Raw genomic sequence first — 26,396 nt, 5'->3', positions numbered from 1 at the left:
AGGTTGTTGACCTAGACACCTTGCCACCCAGCCTTTTGTAGATGCTTAACGAGGCGGTCCAGATCTTCGCTTCTTGCGAACGGATGGCCGGTCTTCAGGGCTTCGAGCGAGTAGGGCGGGGTATTCCGCTGCTCGCGTCCGGCCCGGGATTTCGCCAGGCGGTCGGCGTGGTCGACGGCGCGGCGGGCCTGATCCAGGTCGCCCGCGCCCGCGTATGCCGCCGCGAGAAGGTAGTGCAGCGGGAAGCGCTCGGCGCCCCGCGCGCAGGCGTCGGCCGCGTCCTGCGCTGCGCGCTCGTAGTCGCCGGCCACGAAGTTGGCGATCGCCTTGCTGCGGAACCACAGCCAGCTGTGAGGATCGTTGGGGCTGGCGGCGATGGCCCGCTCGGAGAATGCGATCGCATCCTGCGACTGGCCTTCGAAGGCCAGCAGACGGCCCATCTCGCCCGACGCGGCGGCCAGGTAAGGGTTGAGCTCGAGCGCGCGGCGCTGCTCGGCCTTGGCCTCGGTCAACCGGTTCATCAGCGAGAAGACGACGCCCAGCGTGTAATGGGCGAAGGCGTCGGACTGGCCGGCGGAAACGGCCTTCAGCGCGATGCGGTGCGCCTCCGCGATCGCGGCGGGGGGATCTTCCGACGCGCCCACCCAGACGCCATAGAGCTTGCAGTGCGCCAGGATCGCCAGGGCCGACACGTCGTCCGGCTCGAGCTGCAGCGCCTGTTCCAGGAAACCCTCGGCTTTGCGCACGTCCTCGGCGGTGGAGCGCCAGAAGTGGCGGCGGCCGCGGACGAAAAGCTGCCAGAACTGAAGGCTTCGCTCGGGCGTGAGCAGCGCATGGCTCTCTTCCCGTTCGAGGACGGCGGGCTCTATGGCGCCGATGATCGACCTGGTGATCTCGTCCAGCATCGAGAACATGTCGGCCATGGGCCGGTCGAAGCGGGCCGACCAGGCGCTGGTCTCATCGACGCCCTGGATGAGATCGACCGAGACACGGACCTGACCGCCCAGGCTGCGGACCTTGCCGTCGAGGACGTAGTCGACGCCCAAGCGCGCGGAGATGGCGCCCGGCGGATGACCGACGACATCGGACGTCAGCAGCGCCTGACGGGGCGTGACCGCCAACAGCGGCGATTTCGCGAGCCCCGCGGTCAGCTCGTCAGCCAGGGCCTCGGCGAACCAGGCCTGCTCCTCGTCGCCGGGGGGGTGGGTGAACTCCAGAACCACGATGCGGGGCCGATCGCGGCCGGCGGCGCGCGGCGGCTCGGGCGCGGCGGACGAAGACGCGCGGGGTGCGACGGGCGCGCCCACGCCCAAACCGTCTGCGGCCAGCCGGTAGCCGACGCGGGGGATCGTCTCCACCGCAAAGGCGCCGCCGGTGCGGGTGGCGAGTTTGCGCAGCTTCATCATCACCAGGGTGATGGCGTCTTCGCCGACCACGCGGCCGTCCCAGCACCTCTCGATGAGATCGTCGCGGCTGACCACCGCGCCCTCGGCGTTCGCGAGCGTGACCAGAACCTGCATCACCCGGGGCTGCAGCACTTCGCGACCATGCGGCGACACGACCTCGCGCGTCGGGGGACGCACTTCCATGTCGCCCAGCCTGAATGCGGCCTGATGGGCCAGCTGCATCGTCGTCAGATCCCCATGATCGCGGCGAGAGCCGGCAGGCCGCGACGGCCCCCGGATTCGGCCGCGCCCTCAACCTAGTTGCGCCTGACCCGCCAACCAAGCGCCAAAGATCGGATTCTGCTCGGGGAAAGATCGGGTGGGGTCCCTGTCGAATCCGGCGGTTGGGTGGTGATCTATCCTTCGGTTCTGACTGCTTCCGAGGCGTGGGTTGCCCGACAACCTGCTCGCGTCTCCGGCCGGCGTCTCGTCCCGATCCCGCAGGGTGCGCGGAAACGGACAACGTCCTGGTCGAAGGCGGAAGGAGCTGATCGCGGGGCTCCGTGCGGGTTTCGGCCCGTTACGGTGTGTCTGTTCTGGTGGCCCGGGGGGGCCAGCAGGGCGGACAGACCATCCCAGCGAGGCCTCGGTTCCTTGAACCGCAGGCGTTTCACAGCCCCCGACCTCGGCCGGGTCGGGGGCTGTTTTTTCGTTTTCGGGCCAACGGTTCATTCCTTGGCCCGGGACCTGGGCGTGAAGCTGGGCTATGGCCGCGCCGTGAAACCAGCCCACCCCCTGGACCGGCCGATTCTGGCCATGCTGACAGGCGCGCGGCAGGCCCAGCTTGGGATCGTGCGCGGCGGTGCGCGCCGGCTGGACCCGGCGTATGGGGTCTTCGCGGTCCTGATCGGTGAGACCCCGGAGAGCCGGGCGGCCCTGGGCGCGATGGTGCGTGAGATGGGCGATGTCGCGCTGGTCGAGCCGCAGGCGCCGCCTACGATCCCAGGGACGCGGGTCGTGTCGCAGGATATGGCCTGGCAGATGATCGCGGACGCGCCGGTCGCGGCCGCGCCGGCGGCCGAAACCGACATACTGGACCTGGGGCCGGCCAATGCAGCCGAGATGCTGGCCCTGGCCACGCTGACCCGGCCGGGGCCATTCATAGCCCGGACGGCCGAGCTGGGCGACTTCGTGGGCGTGAAGGTGGACGGGCGACTGGTCGCCATGGCCGGCGAGCGGATGAAGCCCGACGGAATGACGGAGGTGAGCGGCGTCTGCACCGATCCAGACCATCGCGGGCGCGGCTACGCCGCAGCGTTGATGCGCGTGGTGATGGGGCGCATCCGGGCAAGGGGAGAGATTCCGTTTCTGCACGCCTACGCGGCCAACACCGGCGCGATCGCGATCTATGAAAGGCTGGGGTTCCGGTTCCGGCGGGAGTTGGTGATGACCCGTCTGACGGCGGCATGACGCCTAGTCCGGCGCAGGCAGCTGTGTGCGGGGGCGGCTGGTCCAGGCGGCCCCGCAGGCCGCGGCGATGACGGCGGCGAGGCCGCCCAGCTGCGACAGCGCCAGGGTCTCGTGCAACAGCAGCAGGCCGAAGAGGGCGCCGTGGGCCGGCTCGAGGCTGGTGAGGACCGCGAAGGTTTTCGCGGGCAGCCGGTTCAGCGCGTACATCTCGAGCGTGAACGGGATTGCTGTAGAGACCAGAGCCACCAGCAGCGCCCAGGGCAGGAGGTCGAGGCGCAGCAGCTCGGCGCCCGCCTGGGCCACGCCGAACGGCAGGATGACCAGCGCGGCGATGGCCACGGCAAGCGGCGCCGTGCCCCGTCCGAAGGCCCGGGTCGCCGTCTGGCCCCAGACGATGTAGGCGGCCCATGACGCCGCGGCGCAGAGCGCCCAGAAGACGCCCAGCAGGTCGAGCCCGGTCCCGGCGCTCATGTCGTGGCCGACCAGGCCCCAGACGCCAGCGGCGGCCAACGCCGTCCAGATCAGGTCGGCCGCGCGGCGCGAGCCGGCGATGGCGACGCCCAGCGGCCCCAGGAACTGCAGCGCGATCGCCACACCCTGCGGCAGCCGGCCCAGCGCGAGGTAGAAGAAGAGGACCGCGCCGGCGGTAGCCAGCCCCAGGCCGAGAAGCGGCAGCACCGGCGCCCGGGCGGGCCAGCTGCGCCAGGGCCGGGTGACCGCCAGCAGCATCAGCGCGCCCAGGATGATCCGCAGCGTCGCCGTGCCCTGGGCCCCCAGGACCGGAAACAGCGACTTGGCCATCGAGGCGCCGCCCTGGAATGCGGCTGTCGCGACCAGCACCGCGGCGATGGGCAGCAGGATGGCGAGCGTCGCGGCGCGGGGGGGGGCTGGCGGGCAAGGGGTCCTCCGAAGGAGACCGGCTACAGGGAGTCGGCCCCTGGGGGCGAAGGGACCAGTTGCGGCGGCGCGGACAGACCGCCGCGCGCGCGACTACCCCTCGTCGCCGGTCTCGTCGCCGACGGCGGCGGCGACCAGGTCGCGCCAGGTGGGGTCAGTGTCATCGACAAGGTCGACGTCTTCCAGCAGCGCAACGGCGCCCTCGCCGTCGGGCAGGATCAGGCCCAGGACCTCCATCGTCTCGCCCTCATCGCTGTCGTGGGCCTCGGCCTGGACGGCGATGGCGGCCTGGTCGCCGTCTTCGCTCCACCAGATCACCGGCTGAGGCAGGGGCATGTCGATCGGCCGGCCGTTCTGGGTGTCGGCCAGCGAGAAGATGGCCCGGCGGGCCTGGACGTCGTCGAGCGTGGCCAGGGCACCGGTGAAGGCCGGCAGGCGGTCCCAGTCGTCGGCGTCAAAGCCGCCGCCGGGCTCGGCGTCGGAGGGAAATGTGCTCATGCGCAGGGCATGAGCGAGAAGCGCGTGCGCCGCAAGTCCGGAGCCGCAGGGCGCGCGGCTTGCCCGCGCCCTGCGGTCCTTGCCGCGGCTAGGACATCACCACCAGAACCACGCGACGGTTCTGAGCGCGGCCGTCCGGCGTTTCGTTCGGCGCCACCGGGCTCTCTTCGCCGTACGAGATGGTGCTGAGCCGGTTCAGGGCGACGCCGTGGACGTTGAGATAGCGCCGCACCGCCTCGGCCCGGCTCTCGCCCAGCTTGGTGTTGTAGTCTGGGTCGCCGCTGGCGTCGGTGTGACCCTGGATCTCGACGTAGACGTTCCGGTTCTCGGCCTTCAGCTTTTCGACGAAGGCGGCGAGGCGGGCCTCACCCTCCGGCGACAGCTCGGCCTTATTGAGGGCGAACTTCACCGCGTCGTCCTGCAGGACCATCTGGTACAGGAACTTGCCCTCGGCGAGCTTACCGGCGGCCGTGGCGCGGTCGAGGGCGTCCCTGGCCGTGCCTTCGACGGCGGCGACGCGTGGCTCGACGGCGTCGACCCGCGCGTTCACGATACCCGCCTGTTCGCGGGCGTACTTTTTGGTGGCGCAGCCGGTCGTTGCGGCCCCCGCCGCGATCAGCGCCACCCCGATGAGCAGGCTCTTGCGAGCACCCATGCTTGTCTTCTCCGTTGCAGGTCTCTCACCCCCGTGAGCCGCCTTTCCGGTCAGGCTTCCAGCGTGGGGCAAACGCCGAAGGCGCGATTTGGTGGCAGGGTCGGGGGTGCGGCAGGGCGCCGCAGGGCTGCACGGGGTGAACGCGACGGGCTGTGGCCGCGTTGTCCGACGACAGATATGATCAACCCATGGCGGTCGCATTCACGCGCGAGGAAGACTACGAGGCTCAGGCGGCGGACCTGCCGGATCGGCCGATCTCGGCGCATGCCAACCTGGTCACCGCGACCGGGCTGGCCGCGATCGAGGCCGAGCTGGCGGCGGCGCGCGAGGCCTATGCGCGGGCGCAGACCGACGGGGGCATCAGCGCCGACCGCACGGCCATGGCCCGGGCGACGCGGGACCTGCGCTACTGGGGTTCGCGGCGGGCCAGCGCTCAGCTGACCGAGCCCGAGCCGCAGGACGGCGTGGTGCAGTTCGGCCGCACGGTCGAGATCGAGCGCGAGGACGGGCGGCGCCAGAGCTTCCGCATCGTCGGCGAGGACGAGGCCGACCCGGCGCAGGGGAGCGTGTCCTACGTCTCGCCGCTGGCGCGGGCCCTGATGGGCAAGGTCGTTGGCGACGTCGCCATGGTGGGCGGCGGCGAGGTCGAGGTGGTGGCGGTGCGGTAACGCGCGGCCCAACCTCTCAGATCGTCATGGTCGGGCCTGTCCCACGGCCAACCAGAAACACCATCCTCAACAGAAGAGACCGCAGCGTCGCCGCCGCGGCCTCTTGGGAAACGCCTCGTGTCCGGGTCGCCGGGACAGGCCTCGCGATGACGTTCAGAGGATGAGTGTCACTGGCTCGAGCCCGCCGCGGCGGGCTTGGCCTTGGCGGCTTCGGCCTTGGCCGCTCTTCCGCGCGGGCCCCGGCCAGGATGCCGGGCAGGGCGTAGTTGCCCTCGTGGCAGGCGTATTCGTAGATCACGCCCACGCCCATCGGAGAGAACTCGTACTCTCCGCCCCACGGCTTTTCCCAGATCGTCGGGTCTTCGACCGTGAAGGCGTAGTGGAGGCGGTTCTTGCCGGCGCGGGTGAACCGTTCTGTGACCTTGAGGTCCTTCCACGCGCCCATGAAGTGCTGGTTGGCGGGGATGTGCGTGGTCTCGACCACCAGGGTGTCGCCCTCCCACCAGCCGATGGAGTCGCCCATGTAGGGGCGGACGTCGTCGGTGCGGTGCTTGGAGTTGAGGCGCACGATCCGCAGGTCGTGGATCATCTCCACCTCGATCAGCACCGAGTCGCCGGTCTGAACGATCTGATAGTTGTTGTTGTAGAAGCCGTTGGGGAACATCGGCGGGCCGGCGTTGCGGCCGAAGCTCATGATGCAGCGCTCGCCCAGCGAACGGGATTCGTAGCTCTCGAACGAGCCCATGCCCCCGCCGAAGCGCGGCGCCGGCGGCGCGCCGGCCTTGCGGGCCGGAGGCTGCCCGTTGGGCGTGGTGATCAGCGAGGTCCGCGGCTCGCCGTTCACGCGCATCACGTGGCTGCCCGGGTCGAGCCAGCCGCGGTTGTAGCCGCCCACGTCGCCGCCGGCGGCGGCGAATTCGGGGCGGATGTTGGCGCCGGGGGGCGTCTTGGGCGCCTCGGCCGGCGCGTTGGGATCGGTGTCCTCGTTGCCTTCCTCCACCTCGGCGGCGGCGCTGGACTCCATCTCCTTGACCTGCTCGGGCGTGTAGTTGAGCTGGTCCTTGAACTGGGGCCGCCGGGTCAGCGGGGTGAGCGTGGCGTTGCTCCAGAAGCCGGAGAGGTCGGGCTGGTTGAAGGCGTTGCGCGGGGCCTTGTAGGGCGCGGCGGCGGCCTTGGCCGGGGCCTTCTCGGCCGCCGCGGCCGTGATCGGAGCGGCGGCGACGCCGGCCAGCAACAGAGTTCCAAGAGCGGCGATGACGGCGCGTTGCAAGTTTCGACTCCCCAGTTCCCGCCGCGCTTCAGCGTGGCTGCATACCGATTTTACGATCGGCGGTTCGACGCGCAACTAACCCCTGGTCATTGCGCTGCTGTTTCAGAATTGAAGGCGCGGTAGGTTTGCGCCCAGTGGAGGACACGATGGCCGAGTCTGACGATGCGCCACCCGGCGAAACCCCGATGCAGAAGGCGCTGCGCCTGAAAAAGGCGGCGCAGGCCGGACGGGGCGGGCCGCCCGGGCGAGGCGCCCTGGAGGGCGAACGCACCGCCGCGGCGCGCTCGCAGTCGAAATCCAAGCCCTGGATGAAGAAGTAGTATGCGCCGAGTGGCGCTGCTGCTGCCGCTGGCGCTGGCCGGGTGTTCGCCTGGATCCGCCCCCACGGCCGCAGCGCCTGAGCGGTCGACTCCCTGGATCACCTATGTCTGCGCGGATGGGCGGACGTTCCAGGCTCTGTACCCGGACGCCAACACGGCGCGGGTCCGGCTGGCGGGGCGCGAGCACACGCTGAAGATCGCCGTGTCGGGCAGCGGAGCGCGCTATGCGGGCGACGGCCTGCAGTGGTGGAACCGCGGGCCCGAGGGACTGCTGGCCACGCTGGAGCCGGACGAAAAGATCGCGGGCGCGCCAGGGGTCAGTTGCTACGAGCCCGGCAAGGGCCCTGTGGAGCCGCCGGCCCCCGGGACGCCGGGCGGCCTGCCCGATGATCGCACGCCGCTGAGCGAGGGCCCGGCCGCCACGGGCAGCGGGCAGGCGGCGGCTCGGGTGGTCGAGACCTATTTCGCACTTGTGGAAAGCGGCCGGAGCGCCGAGGCGGCCAGGCTGCGCCGCGACGGGCAGGTGTTCGACGTGAGGCCGTACGCGCGGCTGAACGCCCAGGTGGGCGGACCGCGGCGCGTGCAGGGGGCCGCAGGGTCGCTCTACGTGGACGTTCCGGTCGTGCTGTACGGCCGGCTCGTCTCCGGGGCCGAGTACCACGCCTCGGGCAAGGCCACGCTGCGGCGGGTGAACGATGTGCCGGGCGCGACGCCCGAGCAAAGGGAATGGCGGATCGAGACGATCGAAGTGACGCCGGCGCCGTAAGCTAGTGCTTCACGACCCATTGGCTGACGTACGCGTGGGTGGCCCGGACCAGCTTCGGCGGGCCCGAGAAGTAGAATTCGCTGCCGAACATGGTCTTGCGTTCGCGCCACGTGACGGCGCCGGTGTCCTCGGCCTGGAGGACCGAGCGCAGTTTGGCGGACATGCCGTTGGGCACAAAGGCCACGTACGTCGCTTCGGGCATCGCAAAACACTCCCACTTAGCCCCTTGGACGGGCAACAGATGGTGAGTCCTTAACGACACCAAGCGTGGCCGCGCGTCGCAGGCTGGACAAGCTGTGGACAGGCGGGCGAGGTGGCGGCCCTTGAAGCCTGGAGGCCTGCCCGTGCGCCTGATTCCCCTGACCCTCGCGCTGTCTTTGCTGGCGGGCGCAGCGTGGGCCGACGAGACGGCCGACTGGAAGGCGCAGGCGGCGCGGATCAGCATCGTCCGGGACGACTGGGGGATCGCCCACATCAAGGGCAAGACGGACGCCGACGCGGTGTTCGGGATGGCCTATGCCCAGGCGGAGGACGACTTCAACCGCGTCGAGATGAACTACCTGACCAGCCTGGGCCGGGTGGCCGAGGCAGAAGGCGCGAAGGCGGTCTGGCAGGACCTGCGGATGCGGCTGTTCATTGACCCAGCCGACCTGCAGGCGAAGTACCGCGAGAGCCCGGCCTGGCTGCGCGCGCTGATGGACAGCTGGGCCGACGGCCTGAACTACTACCTGGCGACCCATCCGCAGACGAAGCCCAAGGTGCTGACCCGGTTCGAGCCGTGGATGGCGCTGTCGTTCACCGAGGGCAGCATCGGCGGCGATATCGAACGCATCTCGCTGAGCGAGTTGGAGGCCTTCTACGGCGGCACGCGGACCGCGGCCCTGCCGGAGTTCGCGTTCAAGGACCCGCCGGGGTCGAACGGCATCGCCCTGGCGCCGAAGGTGACCAAGGACGGCCACGCGCTGCTGCTGATCAACCCGCACACCTCGTTCTTCTTCCGCTCGGAGCTGCAGGTGACGAGCGACGAGGGGCTGAACGCCTATGGGGCCGTCACCTGGGGCCAGTTCTTCATCTACCAGGGCTTCAACGAGAAGGCGGGCTGGATGCACACCTCCAGCGGCGTCGACGTGGTGGACGAGTTCGCCGAGACGATCGTGCGCACGCCGGGCAGCCTGATGTACCGCTATGGGCGCGAGGCGCGGCCGGTGACGGTGAAGGATGTGACGATCCGGGTGCGGGGCGCCGACGGGTCCATGGGCAGCCGGACCTTCACCACCTATCGCACACATCACGGGCCCATCGTGCGGGCCGAGGGCGACAAGTGGATCGCCACAGCGCTGATGTTCAAGCCCATCGAGGCGCTGCAGCAGTCGTTCCTGCGGACCAAGGCCACCGACCTGACGGGCTTCCTGAAGGTGGCCGAGCTGAAGGCCAATTCCTCGAACAATACGCTGTACGCCGACGCCCAGGGCCAGACGGCCTACCTGCACCCGCAGTTCATCCCGAAGCGCGACGACCGGTTCGACTACACCAAGGTGGTGGACGGCGCAGATCCGGCGACGGACTGGCAGGGGCTGCATGCGCTGTCCGAGGCGCCGACGGTGATCGATCCCAAGGCGGGGTGGGCCTACAACTCGAACAACTGGCCCTATTCCGCGGCGGGCGCCGACAGCCCGAAGCGCGAGGCGTTCCCGAAGTACATGGACACCGCCGGCGAGACCCCGCGGGGGCTGCATGCGATCCGGGTGCTGGAGGGCAAGAGCGGCTTCACGATGGAGGGACTGAGGGCGGCGGCCTATGACCCGGACCTGCCGGCCTTCGACCGCCTGATCCCCAAGCTTTCCGCCGCGTACGACCTGGCCTCGCCGGACCAGAAGACCGCGTTGGCTGGCCAGATGGCGGCGCTGAAGGCGTGGGACCGGCGCTGGGGCAGGGATTCCACCGAGACGTCGCTTGCCGTGTTCTGGGCCGAGGCGCTTTGGTCCAAGTCTGCGCCGGGGGCGAAGGTCGCCGGGATGACCGTGTACGAGTACATGGTCGAGAAGAGCCCGGCGTCCGATCGGATCGCGGCGCTGGAGGAGGCTTCGGCGCGTCTCGTGGCCGACTTCGGCAGCTGGAAGACTCCTTGGGGCGAGATCAACCGCTTCCAGCGGCTGGACGGCGCCATCGTGCAAACGTTCCGGGACGACGGCCCCAGCGTGGCCGTGCCGTTCACCGCCGGCACCTGGGGCTCGCTCGCGTCGTTCGCCTCGCGTCGCTATCCCGGCACGAAGCGCTACTACGGGACCAGCGGGAACAGCTTCGTGGCCGTGGTCGAGTTCGGGCCGAAGGTGAAGGCGATGGCGATCAGCGCCGGCGGCGAAAGCGGCGACCCGGACTCGAAGCACTTCAACGACCAGGCCGAACGCTACGCGAAGGCCGCCTTCCGCCACGTCTACTTCTATCCGGAGCAACTGAGGGGCCACGTCGAGCGGACGTACCGACCGGGAGAGTAGTGTTCGCTTCAGGGGGCTGGCGACCCCTGCGTGCGGCTGTGAGCCGCAGGCCATTCTACTGATTGCGTAAGACAAAGTCAGCGTTTGAGCCCGATGTTGATGTTCGATGTATTTGGAACTGTCGACATTTCTGGCGCGTGGGAAGCGGGCCTCCCGGCGCTTTGCCGGCGGGACCTGACCAGCCATGCGCAGATGGCTCGACAGATTGGAGTGGCGGTTCTCCAGCGGCGTTCTCGGCCTGGCGATCGCCGCCGCCCTGATCGTCTTCGCGGCCTGCGGGGTGCTGGTCTATTACGCCAGCGTTTCGGTCGATCGCATCACCGAGGTCCGTGAAACCCGGTTGATGGAGCGTTCCGTCGTCCGGCGCCTCGCGCGCCTGAAGGACGACGTCGTCTCAGTCGCCGTCTGGACCGAGGCCTACGACAAGACCGCGCGGCGGTTCGACCGCGACTTCGCCCAGGTCAACTACACTGACTACTTCTTCGATTACCTCCGGCACGACGTGACGCTGGTGGTCGATGCGCAGGACCGGTTGGTCTATGGCGCGGCCGCCGGCGCGGAGGTCGATCCCCGGACGCTCGGCGACCTGATGGCCGCCTCCAAAGCGCTGCGGGCCGTGGTGCGATCGGAAGAGGCGCTGCGCCACCAGCGGGAGCCCGCGTCGCGGGGGTTCGCCCGGGCTGCGACGGCGGAGGCCGCGGTGCGGGCCGGCAGCAAGGTCTACCTCCTGGCGGCGTCGACAATCGTGCCCGAAGTGGAGGATGCAAAGCCGCTGCTGCCGGGCCACGAAGCGATCGTGCTGTCCGGCATCGAGGTCGATGCGGGCTATCTCCAGGAACTGGATGAAGACCTCGGCCTGCGTGAGGCCCGGCTGACCCCGCCAGATACCGCGGCGCGTCCGGCCGTGCGGTTGGCGGACGCCGATGGGCGCGCGGTCGGAGCGTTGGCCTGGACGCCAGAGCACCCCGGGCGAGGCGTCTATGCCGAGGCGAAGTGGGCGATCCTGGGCCTGGGGCTGGTGGTGCTGGCCGCTGTCGCGCTGGTGATCCATCGTCTGTGGCGGATGGCGCGGCAGGTGACGCAGGCGCGCGACCAGGCCGAGGCCGGGGATCGGGCGAAATCGGATTTCATCGCCAACATGAGTCACGAGATCCGAACGCCCCTGAACGGCGTCCTGGGGATGGCCCAGGCGATGGAAGGGTTTGAGCTGAGCCCGGACCAGCGAGGGCGCCTGCGGGTGATCCGTGAGTCGGGGCGCACCCTGTTGGCGCTGCTCAATGACGTGCTGGACCTTTCGAAGCTGGAAGCCGGCAAGCTGCAGATGTCCGCGACGACCTTCCGGATGGATGACGAGCTGACCGCGGTGACCGACATCTTCCGCGATCTCGCGACCGAGAAGGGTCTCGACCTGCGGGGCAGCGTGGACCCAGAGGCGGCCGGCTATTGGTCCGGCGACGCGTTCCGAATTCGTCAGGTCCTGACCAACCTCATCGCGAACGCCGTGAAGTTCACCGAGGCCGGAGCCGTGACGGTCTCGGCCGAACCGACTTCAAGCGGCGTACGATTCCAGGTCCGCGATACGGGGATCGGCTTCGATCCCGCGAGCGCGCACGAGCTGTTCCGAAAGTTCGAACAGGCCGACGCGTCGACCACCCGACGTTACGGTGGCACTGGACTCGGGCTGTCGATCTGTCAGGCGCTGGTCGAGTTGATGGGCGGAACGATCTCGGCGAGCGGCCGGCCGGGCGAGGGCGCGTGCTTCACGGTCGAGCTGCCCCTCATTCGCGTCGCCGCTCCGGCTTCGAGCCCCCGGCCAGCGGACGAGGCTGCGCCTGCGCCGGACCGGCCGCTGCGCATCCTGGCGGCCGAGGACAACGTCACGAACCGGATGGTGCTGAAGGCCCTGATCGACCCGCTCGACGCCGAACTGACCCTGGCATGCAACGGGCTCGAGGCGGTTCAGGCGTTCGCCGCGGAGCGCTTCGACGTGGTGCTGATGGATGTGCAGATGCCCGTGATGAACGGACTGGACGCCACGCGCGAAATCCGCCGGCTGGAAGCCGAGTGGGGGCGAACGCCAACGCCTGTGCTGGCGCTGACCGCCAATGTGATGAGCCACCAGCTGGAGCAATACCTGGCCGTCGGCATGGACGGCCACATCGCAAAACCTCTGGATGTGGCGGCGCTCTACGCGGCGCTTGAGGAAGCGCTGGGGCGAGCGGACAGGGAACTGGCGGCGTAGTCCCGTCCCTGACGCGCCCGTCGTTGCGCAGCGCGCTCTAGTCGCGAAGTTGGTTCGGCTTGCGGCCCTTGGGCGGACCGCGACGGTCGCCGCCGGGCGGCGGGCCGCGTCGGGGACCGTCGTGGCGAGGACCGTCGCCGCGCGGGCCCGAAGGACGCGGACCCGAGGGACGGGGGCCGGCGGGGCCAGGAGGCGCCGAGGGGTTGATGCGCAGTTCGCCGGAGTCGGCGGCGGCGCGGATGGCTTCGCCGAACCGGGCTTCGACCTCGCTGGAGATCTGGAATTTCGTCTCATGATCGAAGATGCGGATCAGCCCGATCTCCTTCTTCGTCACGTGGCCCAAGCGGCAGATCAGCGGGACCAGCCACTTCGGGTCGGCGTTCTTGGAGCGGCCGATGGGCAGGCGGTACCAGGCGCCGTCGGCGGATTCGATCTGGGCCTGCCGCTCGGGCCGCAGCGGGCGGGGCTCACCGCCGCGATCGGGCAGCATCTCTTCCGGCGCCGGCAGGCGCGAGCGGTAGAGGCGCACCAGGGCGGCGGCCACGGCTTCCGGGCTGCGGTCGGCCAGCAGGCGCTGGGCCAGCTCAAGGTCCTCAGGCGAGGGGGCTTCGTTGAGTAGCGGATCCTCGAGCATCCGGACCTGGTCCTTGGCGCGGATTTCCTCGGGCAGCGGCGGGCCCGACCATTCGGCGTCGACGCCGGCCACCTGCAGCAGGCGCTCGGCGATGCGGCGCTTCGAGTGCGGGACCATGACGACGGACACGCCCTTCTTGCCCGCCCGGCCGGTGCGGCCGCTGCGGTGGAGGAGGCCGGCGGTGTTGGCCGGCAGGTCGGCGTGGATCACCAGGCCCAGGTCGGGCAGGTCGAGGCCGCGGGCGGCGACGTCGGTGGCGATGCAGGCGCGCGCATGGCCGTCGCGCAGGGCCTGGAGCGCGTCGGAACGCTCCTTCTGGCTCAGCTCGCCCGACAGCTGCACGACCGAGAAGCCGCGCTCACGCAGGGCGGCGTGCATGTGGCGGACGCGCTCGCGGGTGGCGCAGAAGATCAGCGCGCCGGGGCTTTCGAAGTAGCGCAGCACGTTGACGATCGCTGTTTCCATCTCGGTCGGGGCGATGCGGACGGCGCGGTAGGCGATGTCGCCGTGGGCCTCGTCACGGCGCAGGGTGTCGATGCGGTGGGCGTCGCGTTGATAGCGCTTGGCCAGCGAGGCGATCTCGCGGGCGATGGTGGCCGAGAACAGGAAGGTGCGGCGCTCGGCGGGCGAGGAGTCGAGGATCGCCTCGAGGTCCTCGCGGAAGCCCATGTCGAGCATCTCGTCGGCCTCGTCGAGGACGACGACCTTGAGTGCGGAGAGATCAAGGTTGCCGCGCTCCAGGTGGTCGCGCAGTCGCCCGGGCGTGCCGACGACGATGTGGGCGCCGGCGTTCAGCGCGCGCTGCTCGGCGCGCGGGTCCATGCCGCCCACACAGGTGGCGATGCGGGCCTGGGCGTCGGCGTAAAGCCAGGTGAGCTCGCGGGCGACCTGTTGGGCCAACTCGCGGGTCGGGGCGATGCAGAGCGCCAGCGGCGCCTCGGCGCGGCCGAACGCCTCGGCCTCGCCCAATAGGGTGTCGGCGGCCCCCAGCCCGAAGGCCACCGTCTTGCCCGATCCGGTCTGGGCCGAGACCAGCAGGTCGCGGCCGGCGGGGGCTTCGAGCACGGCGGCCTGGACCGGCGTCGGCTCATTGTAGCCGTGCGCGGCGAGCGCGCGGGCCAGGGCGGGATGGGTGGCGGGAAATGGCATGATAGGGACGTCCAATAGCGCGGCGGACAGCGCCTGGCGTCAGGAGTCTGTTCGGAGTGGGAGATTCGCCACCGGACGTGGCGCGAGTGACGGGACTCGAACCCGCGACCTCCGGCGTGACAGGCCGGCGCTCTAACCAACTGAGCTACACCCGCGCAAGGCCGTCCGGCGCTGCGAAGGCGGCTCTCATATGGGCGGGCCGGAATCGTGTCAACGGGAGAGTTGGGGCGCGGGCGGTTGGCCGCACCGGAAAGCGCTCACGCCGCCCGGCGCACCAGCTTGGGCGGGGGTGGGACCTTGGCGGCTTCTTCGAGGAGCCAGGCGCGGAACTGGGCGACGGCGGGCTTGGATCGGCGGGGCGGGGTGAGGAACCAGAACCTGGATGGCGTGGAGGCGAATCCCAGGGGCGCGGCCAGCCGGCCGGCGGCGACGTCGGCGGCGACGTAGACCCAGGGGGTTAGGCCCACGCCCAGGCCCGCGGCGGCGGCCTCCAGCGTGTAGAAGATGTGCTCGAACTCCTGGGTGTCGGGCGGCGTCGGGAGCTGGACGCCGGAGTGGTGCTCCCACTCGTCCCAGGCGGTCTGGCGGGTGCCGGTGGTGAGGCGGGTGAGGCCTTCGAGGCCGGTGGGGCCGGCGCCGACGAGGTCGGGCGCCACGACGGGGCCGTGGAAGTTCTCCAGGAAGGGGACGGCCTCGGCGCCGACGATGGGGGCGGTCTCGTTCACGCGGATGGCGGCGTCGAAGCGGTCGCGGTGGAAGTCCACCGGCGCATACGACTCGGTGACCTTCACGCGGACGGCCGGATAGCGGGCGTGGAAGGCCGACAGGCGCGGGATCAGCCAGCGGATCGCAAGCGTGCCGACGCAGGACAAGTGCAGCTCGACGTGCTGGTCGCCGCGGATCTCGGTGAGGGCGGCTTCCATCTGGTCGAAGCTGGCGGAGAGCGCGTGGGCCAGACGGGCGCCGGCCTCGGTGAGCTTCAGGCGATGACGAGGCCCTTCCGTGAGGTCGAGGCCCAACGCCGTTTCCAGGCTGCGGATCTGGCGACTGATGGCGCCGTGCGTGACGCAGAGCTCGTCGGCGGCGGTCGTCATCTGGCCCCGGCGGGCGAAGGCCTCGAAGGCGCGCAGCGCGGTCAGCGAGGGCAGATGTCGCTTTTCCAAGGGTCTGCTTCCTGTGAACTCAGCTCACAAGAACACCGCCGATATATCGTTTCCTCGAGCGCGACAATCCGATGATGTTGCCGGGCGTCGCAAGGAAGCCCCTTCGCCCATGACCGACGCCAGTTCGACCTTCGCTCACGCCCCGCCTGTGAGATTCCGGCCCTATGCGCCGGAGCCGCTCGAGCGCGATCCCGGGCTCCTTCCCATGCTGTTCAACCCGCGCATCTCGCGGAACATGTTGGCAGCCCTGCCTCGGGAAGCGTTCGAGCGGTCCTATCGGCGGGTCAGGGTGCTGAACCTCACCTATCACGGGATCAACGACCCCGAGGCGATCAAGCGGGTGTTCCTGGACAACGCGCAGAACTACCGGCGGCCCAGCATGATCCGGAAGATGCTGCAGCCCATCATCGGCGACAGCCTGCTGAACACCGAGCAGGACGCGTGGCGTTCGCAGCGACGTCTCATGGCGCCCACCTTCGCGCCGCACGCCGTCGAGGCGGCGATGCCGCTGTTCGCCCGCCTTGCCGAGCGCAGCTGCGATCGTACGCCCGGCGACGGGGGCGTTGTCGACATGGCGGCCGAGGCGACGCGCGCGACCCTGGAGGTGATCGACGAGGCCCTGTTCTCGGGTCAGACGGGGATGCCCTTCGGCGAGACGTCGGATCACGTCCGCGACCTGTTGGCCGGAACAGCCGAGATGCGGCTCAGCATGCTGCTGGGGCTGCAGGAGCTCGACATGGGCGGGGGCCAGCGCCGGGCCCGGCGCGCCCGGCGCCTCCTGATCGAACGGATGGGCCAGTTCATCCGCAACCGGGCGAGCGCGTCTGATGCGCCGGACGACTTCATTACACGGCTTTATAGGGCCTTCGCGGCCGAGCATCCGCAGGAGGAGGCGATCCAGCTGACGCTGGACAACGCCATGACCTTCTTCGTGGCCGGGCACGAGACCACGGCCAACGGACTCGCGTGGGCGCTTTACCTGCTGGCCGGCGATCCTCAGGCCCAGGGGTGGGCGCGGGACGAGGCCATGGCGGCCTGGCGCGAGGGCGATCCTGCGCAGGTGATCGAGCGGCTGCCCTACCTGAAGATGGTCTGGGAAGAGACGCTGCGACTCTATTCGCCGATCCACCGGATCGACCGCGAGGCGATGGCCGACGACGAACTGTGCGGTCAGACGATCCGGAAGGGCGACATGATCACCGTCTGGCCGTGGGTGCTGCACCGTCACAGGACGCTGTGGGACGAGCCCGACCTGTTCAATCCCGAGAACTTCGACCCCGAGGCGAAGGCGGGGCGGCATCGCTATCAGTATATCCCGTTCGGCGCGGGGCCGCGAATCTGCATCGGCATGGGCTTCGCGCAAACAGAGGCCCTGATCATTCTCTCGCGCTGGCTGGCGGCGTTCCGGTTTGGGCCCGCGCCCGGCCGCAGGGTGGAGCCCGTGGCCGACGTCACATTGCGGCCTCAAGGCGGAATGCCGCTGTTGGTCGATCGTATCTGAGGCGCCTTCTGGCGTGTAGATGCGACGCATTCGCAGCGCCGTGGGGGCGCGTCATTTCGCGTCGCACAAGGCCTGTTTGAAACGCCATTGCGATCGGTCTAGAAGGGCGCCGCGACTCCCGCCGGAGACTCCATGGAAGCCTATTTCAAAGAGTACCTGCCGATCGTGATCTTCCTGGGGATCGCGGCGGTTCTGGGCATTATCTTCATCGTGTTCGCGAGCGTGCTCGCGCCGAAGTCTCCCGATCCGGAGAAGCTCTCATCCTACGAATGCGGCTTCAACGCCTTCGACGACGCGCGGATGAAGTTCGACGTCCGCTTCTACCTGGTCTCGATCCTCTTCATCATCTTCGACCTGGAAGTCGCGTTCCTGTTCCCGTGGGCGGTTTCGCTGATGAAGCTGCCGGCGGATGTGGCGATCTTCTCGTTCTGGTCGATGATGACCTTCCTGGGCGTCCTGACCGTGGGCTTCATCTACGAGTGGAAGAAGGGAGCCCTGGAATGGGAGTGATCGTTCCCCCCGGTTCCAATGCGGGTTCGGGCGCCGTTCCGGCGCTGTCGGCCGGCCGCAGCACCGTCGAGGGCTACGACCCCCAAAAGCACGACCCGTTCTTCGATGGCGTGTCGCAGCGCCTGGCCGACAAGGGCTTCGTGACCGCCAGCGTCGATGACCTGATCACCTGGGCGCGCACCGGCTCGCTGATGTGGATGACCTTCGGCCTGGCCTGCTGCGCGGTCGAGATGATGCAGGCCTCGATGCCGCGCTACGACCTGGAGCGCTATGGCTTCGCGCCGCGCGCCAGCCCGCGACAGAGCGACGTCATGATCGTGGCCGGCACGCTGGTGAACAAGATGGCGCCCGCGCTGCGCAAGGTCTACGACCAGATGCCCGATCCGCGGTACGTGATCTCGATGGGCAGCTGCGCCAACGGCGGCGGCTACTACTACTTCAGCTATTCGACCGTGCGCGGCTGCGACCGGATCGTGCCGGTGGACGTCTATGTGCCCGGCTGCCCGCCGACCGCCGAGGCGCTGGTGTACGGGATCCTGCAGCTGCAGAAGAAGATCCGCCGGACGGGGACCATCATCCGATGAGCTGGCCCGCTTCGGACGCCGACCTGGGCAAGCTCGGCAAGACCATCGTCAAGGACGCCAAGGGTGTCATCACCGGCGCCAACGTGGCGTTCGGCGAACTGAACCTGAAGGCGCCGGCGGCAAAGATCGTCGAGGCGTTGACCTACCTGCGCGACGTGCAGGGCTTCCACCAGCTCATCGACCTGTGCGGCGTGGACTATCCCGAGCGGCCGCTGCGGTTCGACGTGGTCTACCACTTGCTGTCGATGACGAAGAACCTGCGGGTCCGGATCAACGTGCAGACTGACGAGGACACCCCGGTGCCGTCGGTCACGGGCGTGTTCGTGTCGGCCGACTGGTTCGAGCGCGAGGCGTTCGACATGTACGGCATCTTCTTCGACGGGCACCCAGACCTGCGCCGGATCCTAACCGACTACGGCTTCCACGGCCATCCGCTGCGGAAGGATTTCCCGATGACCGGCTACGTCGAGGTCCGCTACGACGAAGAGCTGAAGCGGGTGGTCTATGAGCCCGTGAAATCGGTCGAGTGGCGCAATTGGGACTTCCTGAGCCCGTGGGAAGGCGCGGAGAAGGGCTTCGCCGCGATGCTGCCGGGCGACGAAAAGGGCGGCAAGTGATGGCCGACGACAACACGCCTGTGACCCCAACCGGCGCCGAGACGCCCGTCCGCAAGTTCAACATCAACTTCGGGCCGCAGCACCCCGCGGCGCACGGCGTGTTGCGCCTGGTGCTGGAGCTGGACGGCGAAGTGGTCGAGCGGGTCGACCCGCACATCGGCCTGCTGCACCGGGGCACCGAGAAGCTGATGGAGGCGCGGCCCTATCAGCAGACGATCCCGTACATGGACCGCCTCGACTACGTGGCGCCCATGAACCAGGAGCACGCGTACTGCCTGGCGATCGAGAAGCTGCTGCAGATCGAGGCGCCGCGTCGTGCGCTGCTGATCCGCACGCTTTACGACGAGATCGGCCGCATCCTGAACCACCTGCTGAACGTCACGACCCAGGCGATGGACGTCGGCGCGCTCACGCCGCCCCTGTGGGGCTTTGAAGAGCGCGAGAAGCTGATGGTGTTCTACGAGCGCGCGTCGGGCGCCCGGATGCACGCCAACTACTATCGCGTGGGCGGCGTCCGCCAGGACCTGCCCGAGGCGCTGGTGCGCGACATCTCGGACTGGTGCGACCACTTCCCGAAGGTCTGCGACGATCTGGAAGGCCTGTTCGGGAACAACCGCATCTTCAAGATCCGCAACGTCGATATCGGCGTGGTCTCGAAGGGAGAGGCGATCGCGCGCTCGTTCTCGGGCGTGATGGTGCGGGGTTCGGGCATCGCTTGGGACCTGCGGCGCGCCCAGCCCTATGCCGCCTACAACGACATGGAGTTCGATGTTCCGGTCGGCGTGAACGGCGACTGCTACGACCGCTACCTCTGCCGCATGCAGGAGATGCGCGAGTCGACCAAGATCATGAAGCAGTGCTGCGAGGCGCTGCTGAAGACGCCGGGTCCGGTGCTGGTCGAGGACAACAAGATCGCCGCGCCGCGCCGGGGCGAGATGAAGCGCTCGATGGAAGCGCTGATCCATCACTTCAAGCTGTTCACCGAGGGCTACCGCACGCCGCCGGGCGAGGTCTACGCCGCCGTCGAGGCGCCTAAGGGCGAGTTTGGAGTCTATTTGGTCAGCGACGGCACGAACAAGCCGTATCGGGCCAAGATCCGTGCGCCGGGCTATCCGCACCTGATGGCGATGGATTGGCTGAACCGCGGGCACATGCTGGCCGACGTCTCGGCCATCCTGGGCTCGCTGGACATCGTGTTCGGGGAGATCGACCGGTGAGCGCCAGCGTGTCCCTTTCCAACGCCGACCTCGTGGCGGGCCAGCTTGAGGCCTACAACGCCCAGGACCTGGATGCCTTCTGCGCCTTCTACGCCGACGACGCCGTGCTGGGCGCCTATGGCGGCGACACGCTCGCGGTAGGTCTGGCGGCGATCCGCGAGCGTCATCGCAAGCTCTTCGCCGATTTCCCGCAGAACCATGCGCGCCTCGTGCACCGCGCCATCGTCGGCGGTCACGTGGTCGACCACGAGGACGTCAGCCGCGCGCCCGGCGGCGAAGCCTTCCAGGTTTGCGCCGTCTATTCCTTCGCGGGGGGCAAGATCGCCCGCGTGGACTTTGTGAAGTGAGGCCCGCGTGAGCGTCCGTCGTCTTTCGCCGGTCCAGCCGGCCAGCTTCGAGTTCACCCCGGCGACCCTGAAGGCCGCCAAGGTGTGGATGGCGAACTTTCCGCCCGGAAAGCAGCAGTCGGCGGTCGTGCCGTGCCTGTGGCTGGTACAGAAGCAGGAGGGCTGGATTTCCGAGCCCGCGATCCGGGCCGTGGCCGAGCTCCTCGGCATGCCGGTGATCCGCGTGCTGGAGGTGGCCACCTTCTACACGATGTTCATGTTGGAGCCGGTCGGCACGCATGCGCTGGTCCAGGTCTGCGGCACGACGCCGTGCCAGACCCGCGGCTCGGAAGCTCTGATGGCTGTCTGCAAGCGCCGGATCGGCGCCCAGAACCACAAGAGCGCCGACGGCAAGTTCTACTGGCAGGAAGTCGAGTGCCTGGGCGCCTGCTCGAACGCTCCGATGGCGGCGATCAACGACTACTACTACGAGGACCTGACGCCCGAGACGTTCGAGGCGCTGCTCGATGAGTTCGCGGCGGGCAAGACGCCCAAGCCCGGCTCGGCCATCGGCCGTCAGGGCTCGGCGCCCGAGGGTGGGCCGCTGACCCTGACTGACAAAAAGCTCTACGACGGCTCGCTGGGCAAGAAGATCAAGATCCCGAACCTGCCGCCGAAGGCGCCCAAGACCAAGGCTCCGGCATGAGCCCGAGTCTCGCCCTGATCGAGGCCAATCGCCCGGTCTCGCTGGCCGACGGCGCGGCGGCGCAGATCTGCTTTGTCGCGGGCCTGATGGGTCCGGCGGCTTCTATCGTTTCATCCGCGCGTGAGCGCGCGAACAGGGGAAGCTAAACGTGGTTGGCATCCTGGCCGACAAGGACCGCATCTTCCTGAACCTCTACGGCGTCCACGACTGGACCCTGGACGGTGCGAAGGCGCGCGGCGCGTGGAACGGGACGGCCGACATCGTCGCCCAGACGCCGGAATGGATCTGCGACCAGATCAAGGCCTCGGGCCTGCGCGGCCGCGGCGGCGCCGGCTTCGCCACCGGCCTGAAGTGGACCTTCATGCCCAAGCAGGAGAGCGAGCGTCCGCACTACCTGCTGGTCAACGCCGACGAGTCCGAGCCCGGCGCGTGCAAGGACCGCGACATCCTGCGCAATGACCCGCACCTGCTGATCGAAGGCTGCGTGATCGCGTGCAAGGCCATGCGCTCGCATCAGGCGTACATCTACATCCGCGGCGAATACGTGCACGAGCGCGAGCGCCTGCTGGCCGCCATCAAGCAGGCCTATGACGCCAAGCTGCTCGGGAAGGGCAGTGTGCTGGGCTACGACGTCGACGTCGGCGTGCAGCATGGCGGCGGCGCCTACATCTGCGGCGACGAGACCGCGCTCATGGAAAGCTTCGAGGGCAAGAAGGGCCAGCCGCGCCTGAAGCCGCCGTTCCCGGCGGGCGCCGGCATCTACGGCTGCCCGACGACGGTGAACAACGTCGAGACCATCGCGGTCGTCGGCACGATCCTGCGCCGCGGCGGCGACTGGTTTGCGGGTTTCGGCACCGAGAAGTCGACCGGCACCAAGCTGTTCGCGGGCTCGGGCCACCTGAACAAGCCTTGCGTCGTGGAGGATGCGGTCGGCATCAGCGTGAAGCAGCTGATCGAGGACCACTTCGGCGGCGTGCGGGGCGGCTGGGGCAACCTGAAGGCCGTGATCCCGGGCGGGATCTCGGTGCGGATGATCCCCGCCGACCAGTGCGAAGAGGCCGTCATGACCTACGAGGACCTGGCGTCCCGCGGGTCGGGCCTCGGCACCGGCACCATGATCGTGTTCGACAAGGACGCCGACCTGGTGAAGGCGATCGCGCGGGCGGCCTACTTCTACAAGCACGAGAGCTGCGGCCAGTGCACGCCGTGCCGCGAAGGCACCGGCTGGATGTGGCGGGTCATGGAGCGGATGGTCACCGGCGAAGCCGAGATGTCCGAGATCGATCTGCTGCTGGACGTGGCCTCCCAGGTGGAGGGTCACACGATCTGCGGCCTCGGCGACGCCGCCGCGTGGCCGATCCAGGGCCTGTTCCGACACTTCCGCCACGAGGTGGAGGACCGCATCAACACCTACCGCGCGCGCAAGGGCTCGTATGCCGGCGCCACCATCGCGGCGGAGTAGACGACCATGCCTATCGCCAAAGTCGACGGGGTCGAGGTCGAGTTCGAAGCCGGGATGAACGTCCTGCAGGTGGCTGAGCTCGCCGGCAAGGAGATCCCGCGGTTCTGCTACCACGAGCGCCTGAGCATCGCCGGCAACTGCCGCATGTGCCTGGTCGAGGTGAAGCCCGGCCCGCCGAAGCCGCAGGCGTCGTGCGCGCTGCCGGCCGCCGAAGGCCAGGAGATCTTCACCGACACGCCGATGGTGCGGAAGGCGCGCCACGGTGTGATGGAATTCCTGCTGATCAACCACCCGCTGGATTGCCCGATCTGCGACCAGGGCGGCGAGTGCGACCTGCAGGACCAGGCCATGGGCTATGGCCGCGACGACAGCCGCTACGCCGACAACAAGCGGGCCGTCGAAGAGAAGTACATGGGACCGTTGATCAAGACGGTCATGACCCGCTGCATCCAGTGCACGCGCTGCGTCCGCTTCATCACCGAAGTGGCCGGCGTGCCGGACATCGGTCTCATCTCTCGCGGCGAAGACGTTGAAATCACGACCTATCTCGACAAGGCCGTGGCCTCGGAACTGTCGGCCAACGTGATCGACCTGTGCCCGGTGGGTGCGCTGACGTCCAAGCCGTACGCGTTCAACGCGCGGCCATGGGAGCTGAAGAAGACCGAGAGCGTCGACGTGATGGACGCGCTGGGCTCGGCGATCCGCGTCGATGCGCGCGGGCCGGCGGTGCTGCGCGTGCTGCCGCGCACCCACGAGGCGGTCAACGAGGAGTGGATCTCGGACAAGACCCGCTATGCGGTGGACGGGCTGAGCCGGCAGCGCCTGGACCGGCCCTTCATCCGCGAGAACGGAAAGCTGCGCGCCGCGACGTGGGCCGAGGCGTTCGACGCTGTGGCGTACAAGATCCAGGCCACGACCCCGGACCGCATCGGCGTGATCGCCGGCGACCTGCAGGACGCCGAGTCGATGAAGGCGGCCAAGGATCTGTTCGGCGGCGTGGGCGTCGCCAGCCTGGACTGCCGTCAGGACGGCATGGTGCTGGGCGGCGGCGCACGCGAGAGCTGGCTGTTCAACTCGTCGATCCAAGGCATTGAAAACGCCGACTATGTTTTAATCGTCGGAGCAAATCCGAGGCTGGAAGCGCCGGTGCTGAACGCCCGGCTGCGCAAGCGCTGGATGGCGGGCGCGCTGCAGGTGGGTCTCGTGGGCGAAGCGGCCGACCTGACCTACGAGTACGCCTATTTCGGGTCCGGCGCTTCAGCGCTGAACGGGATCGCCAAGGCCAAGGGCGAATTCGTCACCGGGCTGAAAGCCGCCAAGAACCCCGCGATCATCGTGGGCGCCGGGGCCTTGAACCGTCCCGACAGCGCCGCGGTGCTGCAGGCGGCAGCGTCGCTCGCCAAGACCTTCGGCATGACCTGGAACGTCCTGCACTCGGCCGCGAGCCGGGTGGGCGGCCTGGACCTCGGCTTCGTACCCGGCGAAGGCGGCAAGACGGCGGTCGAGCTGGTTCAGAAGGGCGGCGCCGACGTGTTGGTCCTGCTGGGCGCCGACGAGATCGACCTGTCGCAGACCGACGCCTTCGTCGTCTACCTGGGCACTCACGGCGACGCCGGGGCGCACCGCGCCGACGTCATCCTGCCGGGGGCGGCCTACACCGAGAAGAACGGCCTCTATGTGAACACCGAGGGCCGGGTGCAGATGGGCTTCCGCGCCGTGTTCCCGAAGGGCGAGGCAAAGGAAGACTGGGCGATCCTGCGGGCGCTGTCGGAACGCCTGGGCCACAAGCTGCCGTACGACAGCCTGGACCAGCTGCGCGCCAAGCTGTTCGCCGATCATCCGACCTTCGGCCGCATCGACTATGTGCCCGACGCCCCGCCGGCCGTGGACTACGCGGCCCTGGGCCAGAAGGGGACGCTGTCGGACGCGCCGTTCGTGAGCGCCGTGAAGAGCTTCTACCTTTCGAACCCCATCGCGCGCGCCAGCACGACGATGGCCGAATGCGCCTCGCTCGCCTCGGGCGGCGCGGCCAAGATCGCAGCGGAGTAGGGGCGTGGCGGAATTCTGGAGCTCCCCGATCGGCTGGACGATCATCACGGTGGCCCACATCCTGGCCGTCACCGTCGTCCTGCTGCTGACGATCGCTTTCATCATCTACGGCGACCGCAAGATCTTCGCGGGCGTGCAGGCGCGGAAGGGCCCCAACGTGGTGGGTCCGTTCGGCCTGCTGCAGTCCTTCGCCGACCTGGGCAAGTTCCTGATCAAGGAGCTGGTCATCCCCGCGGGCGCCGACAAGGCGGTCTATCTGCTGGCCCCCCTGATCAGCGTGACCCTGGCGCTGGGCGCCTGGGCGGTGATGCCGATCGCGCCCGGCTGGGCGGTCTCGGACATCAACGTCGGCATCCTCTACCTGTTCGCCGTCAGCTCGATGGGCGTCTACGGCATCATTATGGGCGGGTGGGCTTCGAACTCGAAGTACCCGTTCCTGGGCTCGCTGCGCTCGGCCGCGCAGATGGTCAGCTACGAAGTCTCGATCGGCTTCGTGATCATCACCGTGATCCTGCTGGCCGGGACCATGAACCTGAACCAGATCACCGAGGCGCAGTCCGGGTGGTTCTGGAACTGGTACATGTTCGGTGGCGGGCTGCACAATCTGCCCCTGATCCTGATCATGTTCCCCATGGGCGTGATCTTCTTCATCTCGGGCCTGGCGGAGACGAACCGTCCGCCGTTCGACCTTCCCGAGGCGGAATCCGAACTCGTCGCCGGCTATGCCGTGGAATACGGCTCCACGCCGTACATGCTGTTCTACCTGGCCGAGACCGCGAACATCGTGCTGATGAGCGGCCTGATGGCGGTGCTGTTCCTGGGCGGCTGGAACACGGGCATCGCGCCCGTCGAAGAATTCCTCGCGACGTCGGCGCCGGCCTGGGTGGCGAGCCTGGTGGGCCTGCTGGTCTACGCCGGGAAGACCTTCTTCGTGTTCTTCATGAACGCGATGGTCCGCTCGATCGTGCCTCGCTACCGCTATGACCAGCTGATGCGCCTGGGCTGGAAGGTGTTCCTGCCGACCTCGCTGGTGGCCGTAGTCGTGGTGGCGGGCTGGCGGGTCTACACGGGGCTGCCGTCGTGAAGGCGCTGGTCCTCATGGCCGCGCTGGCCCTGACCGCCTGCGCCAGCGGCGCGGGCTTCGGCAACGCGGGCGGCATCGCGACCTATGACGACCTCAAGAAGGCGCAGCAGGCCTGCGCCGCCAAGGGGGGTTCGCTGAAGCTGCAGAAGAACGGCGACCCGCAATTCCTCGACGACTACGCCTGCGAGAAGAAGTGATGCTGAACCGGATCGGACAGGCGCTCAAAGGCGCGGCGCTGATGGACTTCATCGGGGCCTTCGGGCTCGGCATGAAGTACATGGTCGCGCCGAAGAAGACCGTGCAGTACCCGCACGAGCGCAACCCGCAGAGCCCGCGCTTCCGCGGCGAGCACGCCCTGCGCCGCTATCCCAACGGGGAAGAGCGCTGCATCGCCTGCAAGCTGTGCGAGGCCATCTGTCCGGCGCAGGCGATCACGATCGAGGCCGAGCCCCGGGCCGACGGCAGCCGCCGGACGACCCGCTACGACATCGACATGGTGAAGTGCATCTACTGCGGCCTGTGCCAGGAGGCCTGCCCAGTGGACGCCATCGTGGAAGGCCCGAACCTGGAGTTCGCGGTCGAGACGCGGGAAGAGCTCTACTACGACAAGGCGCGGCTGCTGGATAACGGCGACCGTTGGGAACGCGAGATCGCGAAGAATCTGGAACTGGACGCGCCGTACCGATAAGCAGTCGGCGCGATTCCGGCGCCGGTTTTGACGTGTAATT

At 68.8% G+C, this 26,396-nt stretch carries 26 protein-coding genes and 1 tRNA gene; 18 read left to right on the top strand and 9 right to left on the bottom strand.

Annotated features, from left to right (window positions below):
• Positions 1-11: 11 nt before the first annotated feature.
• Positions 12-1,628: a winged helix-turn-helix domain-containing tetratricopeptide repeat protein gene (locus ACQ66R_RS01715; protein ID WP_430418669.1), complete on the bottom strand. Its 1,617-nt coding sequence runs from the start codon at positions 1,626-1,628 to the stop codon at positions 12-14.
• Positions 1,629-2,120: 492 nt separating this feature from the next.
• On the opposite strand from ACQ66R_RS01715, the gene ACQ66R_RS01710 reads away from it, so the two are divergent.
• Positions 2,121-2,855, top strand: a complete 735-nt coding sequence (locus ACQ66R_RS01710) for a GNAT family N-acetyltransferase (protein WP_430418667.1) — start codon at positions 2,121-2,123, stop codon at positions 2,853-2,855.
• A 3-nt stretch (positions 2,856-2,858) separates the two neighbouring features.
• On the opposite strand, the gene ACQ66R_RS01705 is transcribed toward ACQ66R_RS01710, so the two are convergent.
• The 3 genes from ACQ66R_RS01705 to ACQ66R_RS01695 all read right to left on the bottom strand — a co-directional run bounded on the left by ACQ66R_RS01705 (position 2,859) and on the right by ACQ66R_RS01695 (position 4,905).
• On the bottom strand, positions 2,859-3,656 hold the full coding sequence (locus ACQ66R_RS01705) for an EamA family transporter (RefSeq protein ID WP_430418665.1): 798 nt from the start codon (positions 3,654-3,656) through the stop codon (positions 2,859-2,861).
• 189 nt (positions 3,657-3,845) lie between these two features.
• Entirely contained in the window at positions 3,846-4,250 is a 405-nt protein-coding gene (locus tag ACQ66R_RS01700) for a hypothetical protein (protein WP_430418663.1), read from the bottom strand.
• An 88-nt stretch (positions 4,251-4,338) separates the two neighbouring features.
• Positions 4,339-4,905 carry an OmpA family protein gene (locus tag ACQ66R_RS01695; RefSeq protein WP_430418661.1) on the bottom strand — a complete coding sequence of 189 codons (567 nt, stop codon included), beginning with the start codon at positions 4,903-4,905 and terminating at the stop codon, positions 4,339-4,341.
• 188 nt (positions 4,906-5,093) lie between these two features.
• On the opposite strand from ACQ66R_RS01695, the gene greA reads away from it, so the two are divergent.
• Entirely contained in the window at positions 5,094-5,573 is a 480-nt protein-coding gene (gene greA, locus ACQ66R_RS01690) for a transcription elongation factor GreA (RefSeq protein ID WP_430418659.1), read from the top strand.
• 16 nt (positions 5,574-5,589) lie between these two features.
• Here the strand turns inward: greA and ACQ66R_RS01685 are convergent, their stop codons facing one another.
• Positions 5,590-6,843: a hypothetical protein gene (locus tag ACQ66R_RS01685; protein WP_430418657.1), complete on the bottom strand. Its 1,254-nt coding sequence runs from the start codon at positions 6,841-6,843 to the stop codon at positions 5,590-5,592.
• Positions 6,844-6,989: 146 nt separating this feature from the next.
• On the opposite strand from ACQ66R_RS01685, the gene ACQ66R_RS01680 reads away from it, so the two are divergent.
• Positions 6,990-7,163, top strand: a complete 174-nt coding sequence (locus ACQ66R_RS01680) for a hypothetical protein (RefSeq protein WP_430418655.1) — start codon at positions 6,990-6,992, stop codon at positions 7,161-7,163.
• A gap of 1 nt (position 7,164) precedes the next feature.
• Complete coding sequence (locus ACQ66R_RS01675) at positions 7,165-7,929, top strand: MliC family protein (RefSeq protein WP_430418653.1); 765 nt, start codon at positions 7,165-7,167, stop codon at positions 7,927-7,929.
• 1 nt (position 7,930) lies between these two features.
• On the opposite strand, the gene ACQ66R_RS01670 is transcribed toward ACQ66R_RS01675, so the two are convergent.
• A complete protein-coding gene (locus tag ACQ66R_RS01670; RefSeq protein WP_293365099.1) occupies positions 7,931-8,131 on the bottom strand; it encodes a hypothetical protein in 201 nt (66 codons plus the stop codon).
• Positions 8,132-8,273: 142 nt separating this feature from the next.
• On the opposite strand from ACQ66R_RS01670, the gene ACQ66R_RS01665 reads away from it, so the two are divergent.
• Both ACQ66R_RS01665 and ACQ66R_RS01660 read left to right on the top strand, forming a co-directional pair.
• Positions 8,274-10,424, top strand: coding sequence for a penicillin acylase family protein (locus tag ACQ66R_RS01665; protein WP_430418651.1), 2,151 nt, complete (start codon positions 8,274-8,276; stop codon positions 10,422-10,424).
• 184 nt (positions 10,425-10,608) lie between these two features.
• Positions 10,609-12,666: an ATP-binding protein gene (locus ACQ66R_RS01660; protein WP_430418649.1), complete on the top strand. Its 2,058-nt coding sequence runs from the start codon at positions 10,609-10,611 to the stop codon at positions 12,664-12,666.
• Positions 12,667-12,703: 37 nt separating this feature from the next.
• Here the strand turns inward: ACQ66R_RS01660 and ACQ66R_RS01655 are convergent, their stop codons facing one another.
• The 3 genes from ACQ66R_RS01655 to ACQ66R_RS01645 form a co-directional block, all read right to left on the bottom strand.
• The gene (locus tag ACQ66R_RS01655) at positions 12,704-14,449 is read right to left on the bottom strand and encodes a DEAD/DEAH box helicase (protein ID WP_430418647.1); all 1,746 of its coding nucleotides are present in this window, start codon (positions 14,447-14,449) and stop codon (positions 12,704-12,706) included.
• A gap of 78 nt (positions 14,450-14,527) precedes the next feature.
• Positions 14,528-14,604, bottom strand: a tRNA-Asp gene (locus ACQ66R_RS01650).
• A gap of 102 nt (positions 14,605-14,706) precedes the next feature.
• Positions 14,707-15,612 (bottom strand): LysR substrate-binding domain-containing protein, encoded by a 906-nt coding sequence (locus ACQ66R_RS01645; RefSeq protein WP_430418645.1) that lies wholly within the window; start codon positions 15,610-15,612, stop codon positions 14,707-14,709.
• Positions 15,613-15,721: 109 nt separating this feature from the next.
• On the opposite strand from ACQ66R_RS01645, the gene ACQ66R_RS01640 reads away from it, so the two are divergent.
• From ACQ66R_RS01640 to nuoI, 12 genes are all read left to right on the top strand, one after another.
• Positions 15,722-17,113 carry a cytochrome P450 gene (locus ACQ66R_RS01640; protein WP_430418643.1) on the top strand — a complete coding sequence of 464 codons (1,392 nt, stop codon included), beginning with the start codon at positions 15,722-15,724 and terminating at the stop codon, positions 17,111-17,113.
• Between the two features lie 132 nt (positions 17,114-17,245).
• The gene (locus ACQ66R_RS01635) at positions 17,246-17,623 is read left to right on the top strand and encodes an NADH-quinone oxidoreductase subunit A (RefSeq protein WP_430418641.1); all 378 of its coding nucleotides are present in this window, start codon (positions 17,246-17,248) and stop codon (positions 17,621-17,623) included.
• Positions 17,593-18,207, top strand: coding sequence for a NuoB/complex I 20 kDa subunit family protein (locus ACQ66R_RS01630; RefSeq protein ID WP_430418639.1), 615 nt, complete (start codon positions 17,593-17,595; stop codon positions 18,205-18,207). Before ACQ66R_RS01635 ends, ACQ66R_RS01630 begins: the two co-directional genes overlap by 31 nt.
• Entirely contained in the window at positions 18,204-18,824 is a 621-nt protein-coding gene (locus ACQ66R_RS01625; protein ID WP_430418637.1) for an NADH-quinone oxidoreductase subunit C, read from the top strand. The genes ACQ66R_RS01630 and ACQ66R_RS01625 overlap by 4 nt, the downstream gene beginning before the upstream one ends.
• Complete coding sequence (locus tag ACQ66R_RS01620) at positions 18,824-20,041, top strand: NADH-quinone oxidoreductase subunit D (RefSeq protein WP_430418635.1); 1,218 nt, start codon at positions 18,824-18,826, stop codon at positions 20,039-20,041. The genes ACQ66R_RS01625 and ACQ66R_RS01620 overlap by 1 nt, the downstream gene beginning before the upstream one ends.
• The gene (locus ACQ66R_RS01615; protein WP_430418633.1) at positions 20,038-20,388 is read left to right on the top strand and encodes a nuclear transport factor 2 family protein; all 351 of its coding nucleotides are present in this window, start codon (positions 20,038-20,040) and stop codon (positions 20,386-20,388) included. Before ACQ66R_RS01620 ends, ACQ66R_RS01615 begins: the two co-directional genes overlap by 4 nt.
• Before the next feature lie 7 nt (positions 20,389-20,395).
• Positions 20,396-21,073, top strand: coding sequence for an NADH-quinone oxidoreductase subunit NuoE (nuoE, locus tag ACQ66R_RS01610; protein WP_430418631.1), 678 nt, complete (start codon positions 20,396-20,398; stop codon positions 21,071-21,073).
• Positions 21,074-21,221: 148 nt separating this feature from the next.
• The gene (gene nuoF, locus ACQ66R_RS01605) at positions 21,222-22,535 is read left to right on the top strand and encodes an NADH-quinone oxidoreductase subunit NuoF (RefSeq protein ID WP_430418629.1); all 1,314 of its coding nucleotides are present in this window, start codon (positions 21,222-21,224) and stop codon (positions 22,533-22,535) included.
• A 6-nt stretch (positions 22,536-22,541) separates the two neighbouring features.
• Positions 22,542-24,584 carry an NADH-quinone oxidoreductase subunit NuoG gene (gene nuoG, locus ACQ66R_RS01600; protein WP_430418627.1) on the top strand — a complete coding sequence of 681 codons (2,043 nt, stop codon included), beginning with the start codon at positions 22,542-22,544 and terminating at the stop codon, positions 24,582-24,584.
• 4 nt (positions 24,585-24,588) lie between these two features.
• On the top strand, positions 24,589-25,668 hold the full coding sequence (gene nuoH, locus ACQ66R_RS01595; RefSeq protein WP_430418625.1) for an NADH-quinone oxidoreductase subunit NuoH: 1,080 nt from the start codon (positions 24,589-24,591) through the stop codon (positions 25,666-25,668).
• Positions 25,665-25,865: a hypothetical protein gene (locus ACQ66R_RS01590; protein ID WP_293361961.1), complete on the top strand. Its 201-nt coding sequence runs from the start codon at positions 25,665-25,667 to the stop codon at positions 25,863-25,865. The genes nuoH and ACQ66R_RS01590 overlap by 4 nt, the downstream gene beginning before the upstream one ends.
• On the top strand, positions 25,865-26,356 hold the full coding sequence (gene nuoI, locus ACQ66R_RS01585) for an NADH-quinone oxidoreductase subunit NuoI (RefSeq protein WP_430418623.1): 492 nt from the start codon (positions 25,865-25,867) through the stop codon (positions 26,354-26,356). The genes ACQ66R_RS01590 and nuoI overlap by 1 nt, the downstream gene beginning before the upstream one ends.
• Positions 26,357-26,396: the final 40 nt, after the last annotated feature.

Source organism: Phenylobacterium sp. (genome assembly GCF_965284355.1).
Taxonomy (GTDB): Bacteria; Pseudomonadota; Alphaproteobacteria; order Caulobacterales; family Caulobacteraceae; genus Phenylobacterium.
The sequence above is the reverse complement of the archived record's forward strand: the minus strand, read 5'-3'. Positions and strand labels throughout refer to the sequence as shown.

Coding starts and splice junctions, on each gene's coding strand:
- ACQ66R_RS01715 (WP_430418669.1), bottom strand. CDS start 1,628: ATGCAGCTGGCCCATCAGGCCGCATTCAGGCTGGGCGACATGGAAGTG.
- ACQ66R_RS01705 (WP_430418665.1), bottom strand. CDS start 3,656: ATGGCCAAGTCGCTGTTTCCGGTCCTGGGGGCCCAGGGCACGGCGACG.
- ACQ66R_RS01700 (WP_430418663.1), bottom strand. CDS start 4,250: ATGAGCACATTTCCCTCCGACGCCGAGCCCGGCGGCGGCTTTGACGCC.
- ACQ66R_RS01695 (WP_430418661.1), bottom strand. CDS start 4,905: ATGGGTGCTCGCAAGAGCCTGCTCATCGGGGTGGCGCTGATCGCGGCG.
- greA (WP_430418659.1), top strand. CDS start 5,094: ATGGCGGTCGCATTCACGCGCGAGGAAGACTACGAGGCTCAGGCGGCG.
- ACQ66R_RS01680 (WP_430418655.1), top strand. CDS start 6,990: ATGGCCGAGTCTGACGATGCGCCACCCGGCGAAACCCCGATGCAGAAG.
- ACQ66R_RS01675 (WP_430418653.1), top strand. CDS start 7,165: ATGCGCCGAGTGGCGCTGCTGCTGCCGCTGGCGCTGGCCGGGTGTTCG.
- ACQ66R_RS01670 (WP_293365099.1), bottom strand. CDS start 8,131: ATGCCCGAAGCGACGTACGTGGCCTTTGTGCCCAACGGCATGTCCGCC.
- ACQ66R_RS01660 (WP_430418649.1), top strand. CDS start 10,609: ATGCGCAGATGGCTCGACAGATTGGAGTGGCGGTTCTCCAGCGGCGTT.
- ACQ66R_RS01655 (WP_430418647.1), bottom strand. CDS start 14,449: ATGCCATTTCCCGCCACCCATCCCGCCCTGGCCCGCGCGCTCGCCGCG.
- ACQ66R_RS01640 (WP_430418643.1), top strand. CDS start 15,722: ATGACCGACGCCAGTTCGACCTTCGCTCACGCCCCGCCTGTGAGATTC.
- ACQ66R_RS01635 (WP_430418641.1), top strand. CDS start 17,246: ATGGAAGCCTATTTCAAAGAGTACCTGCCGATCGTGATCTTCCTGGGG.
- ACQ66R_RS01625 (WP_430418637.1), top strand. CDS start 18,204: ATGAGCTGGCCCGCTTCGGACGCCGACCTGGGCAAGCTCGGCAAGACC.
- ACQ66R_RS01620 (WP_430418635.1), top strand. CDS start 18,824: ATGGCCGACGACAACACGCCTGTGACCCCAACCGGCGCCGAGACGCCC.
- nuoG (WP_430418627.1), top strand. CDS start 22,542: ATGCCTATCGCCAAAGTCGACGGGGTCGAGGTCGAGTTCGAAGCCGGG.
- nuoI (WP_430418623.1), top strand. CDS start 25,865: ATGCTGAACCGGATCGGACAGGCGCTCAAAGGCGCGGCGCTGATGGAC.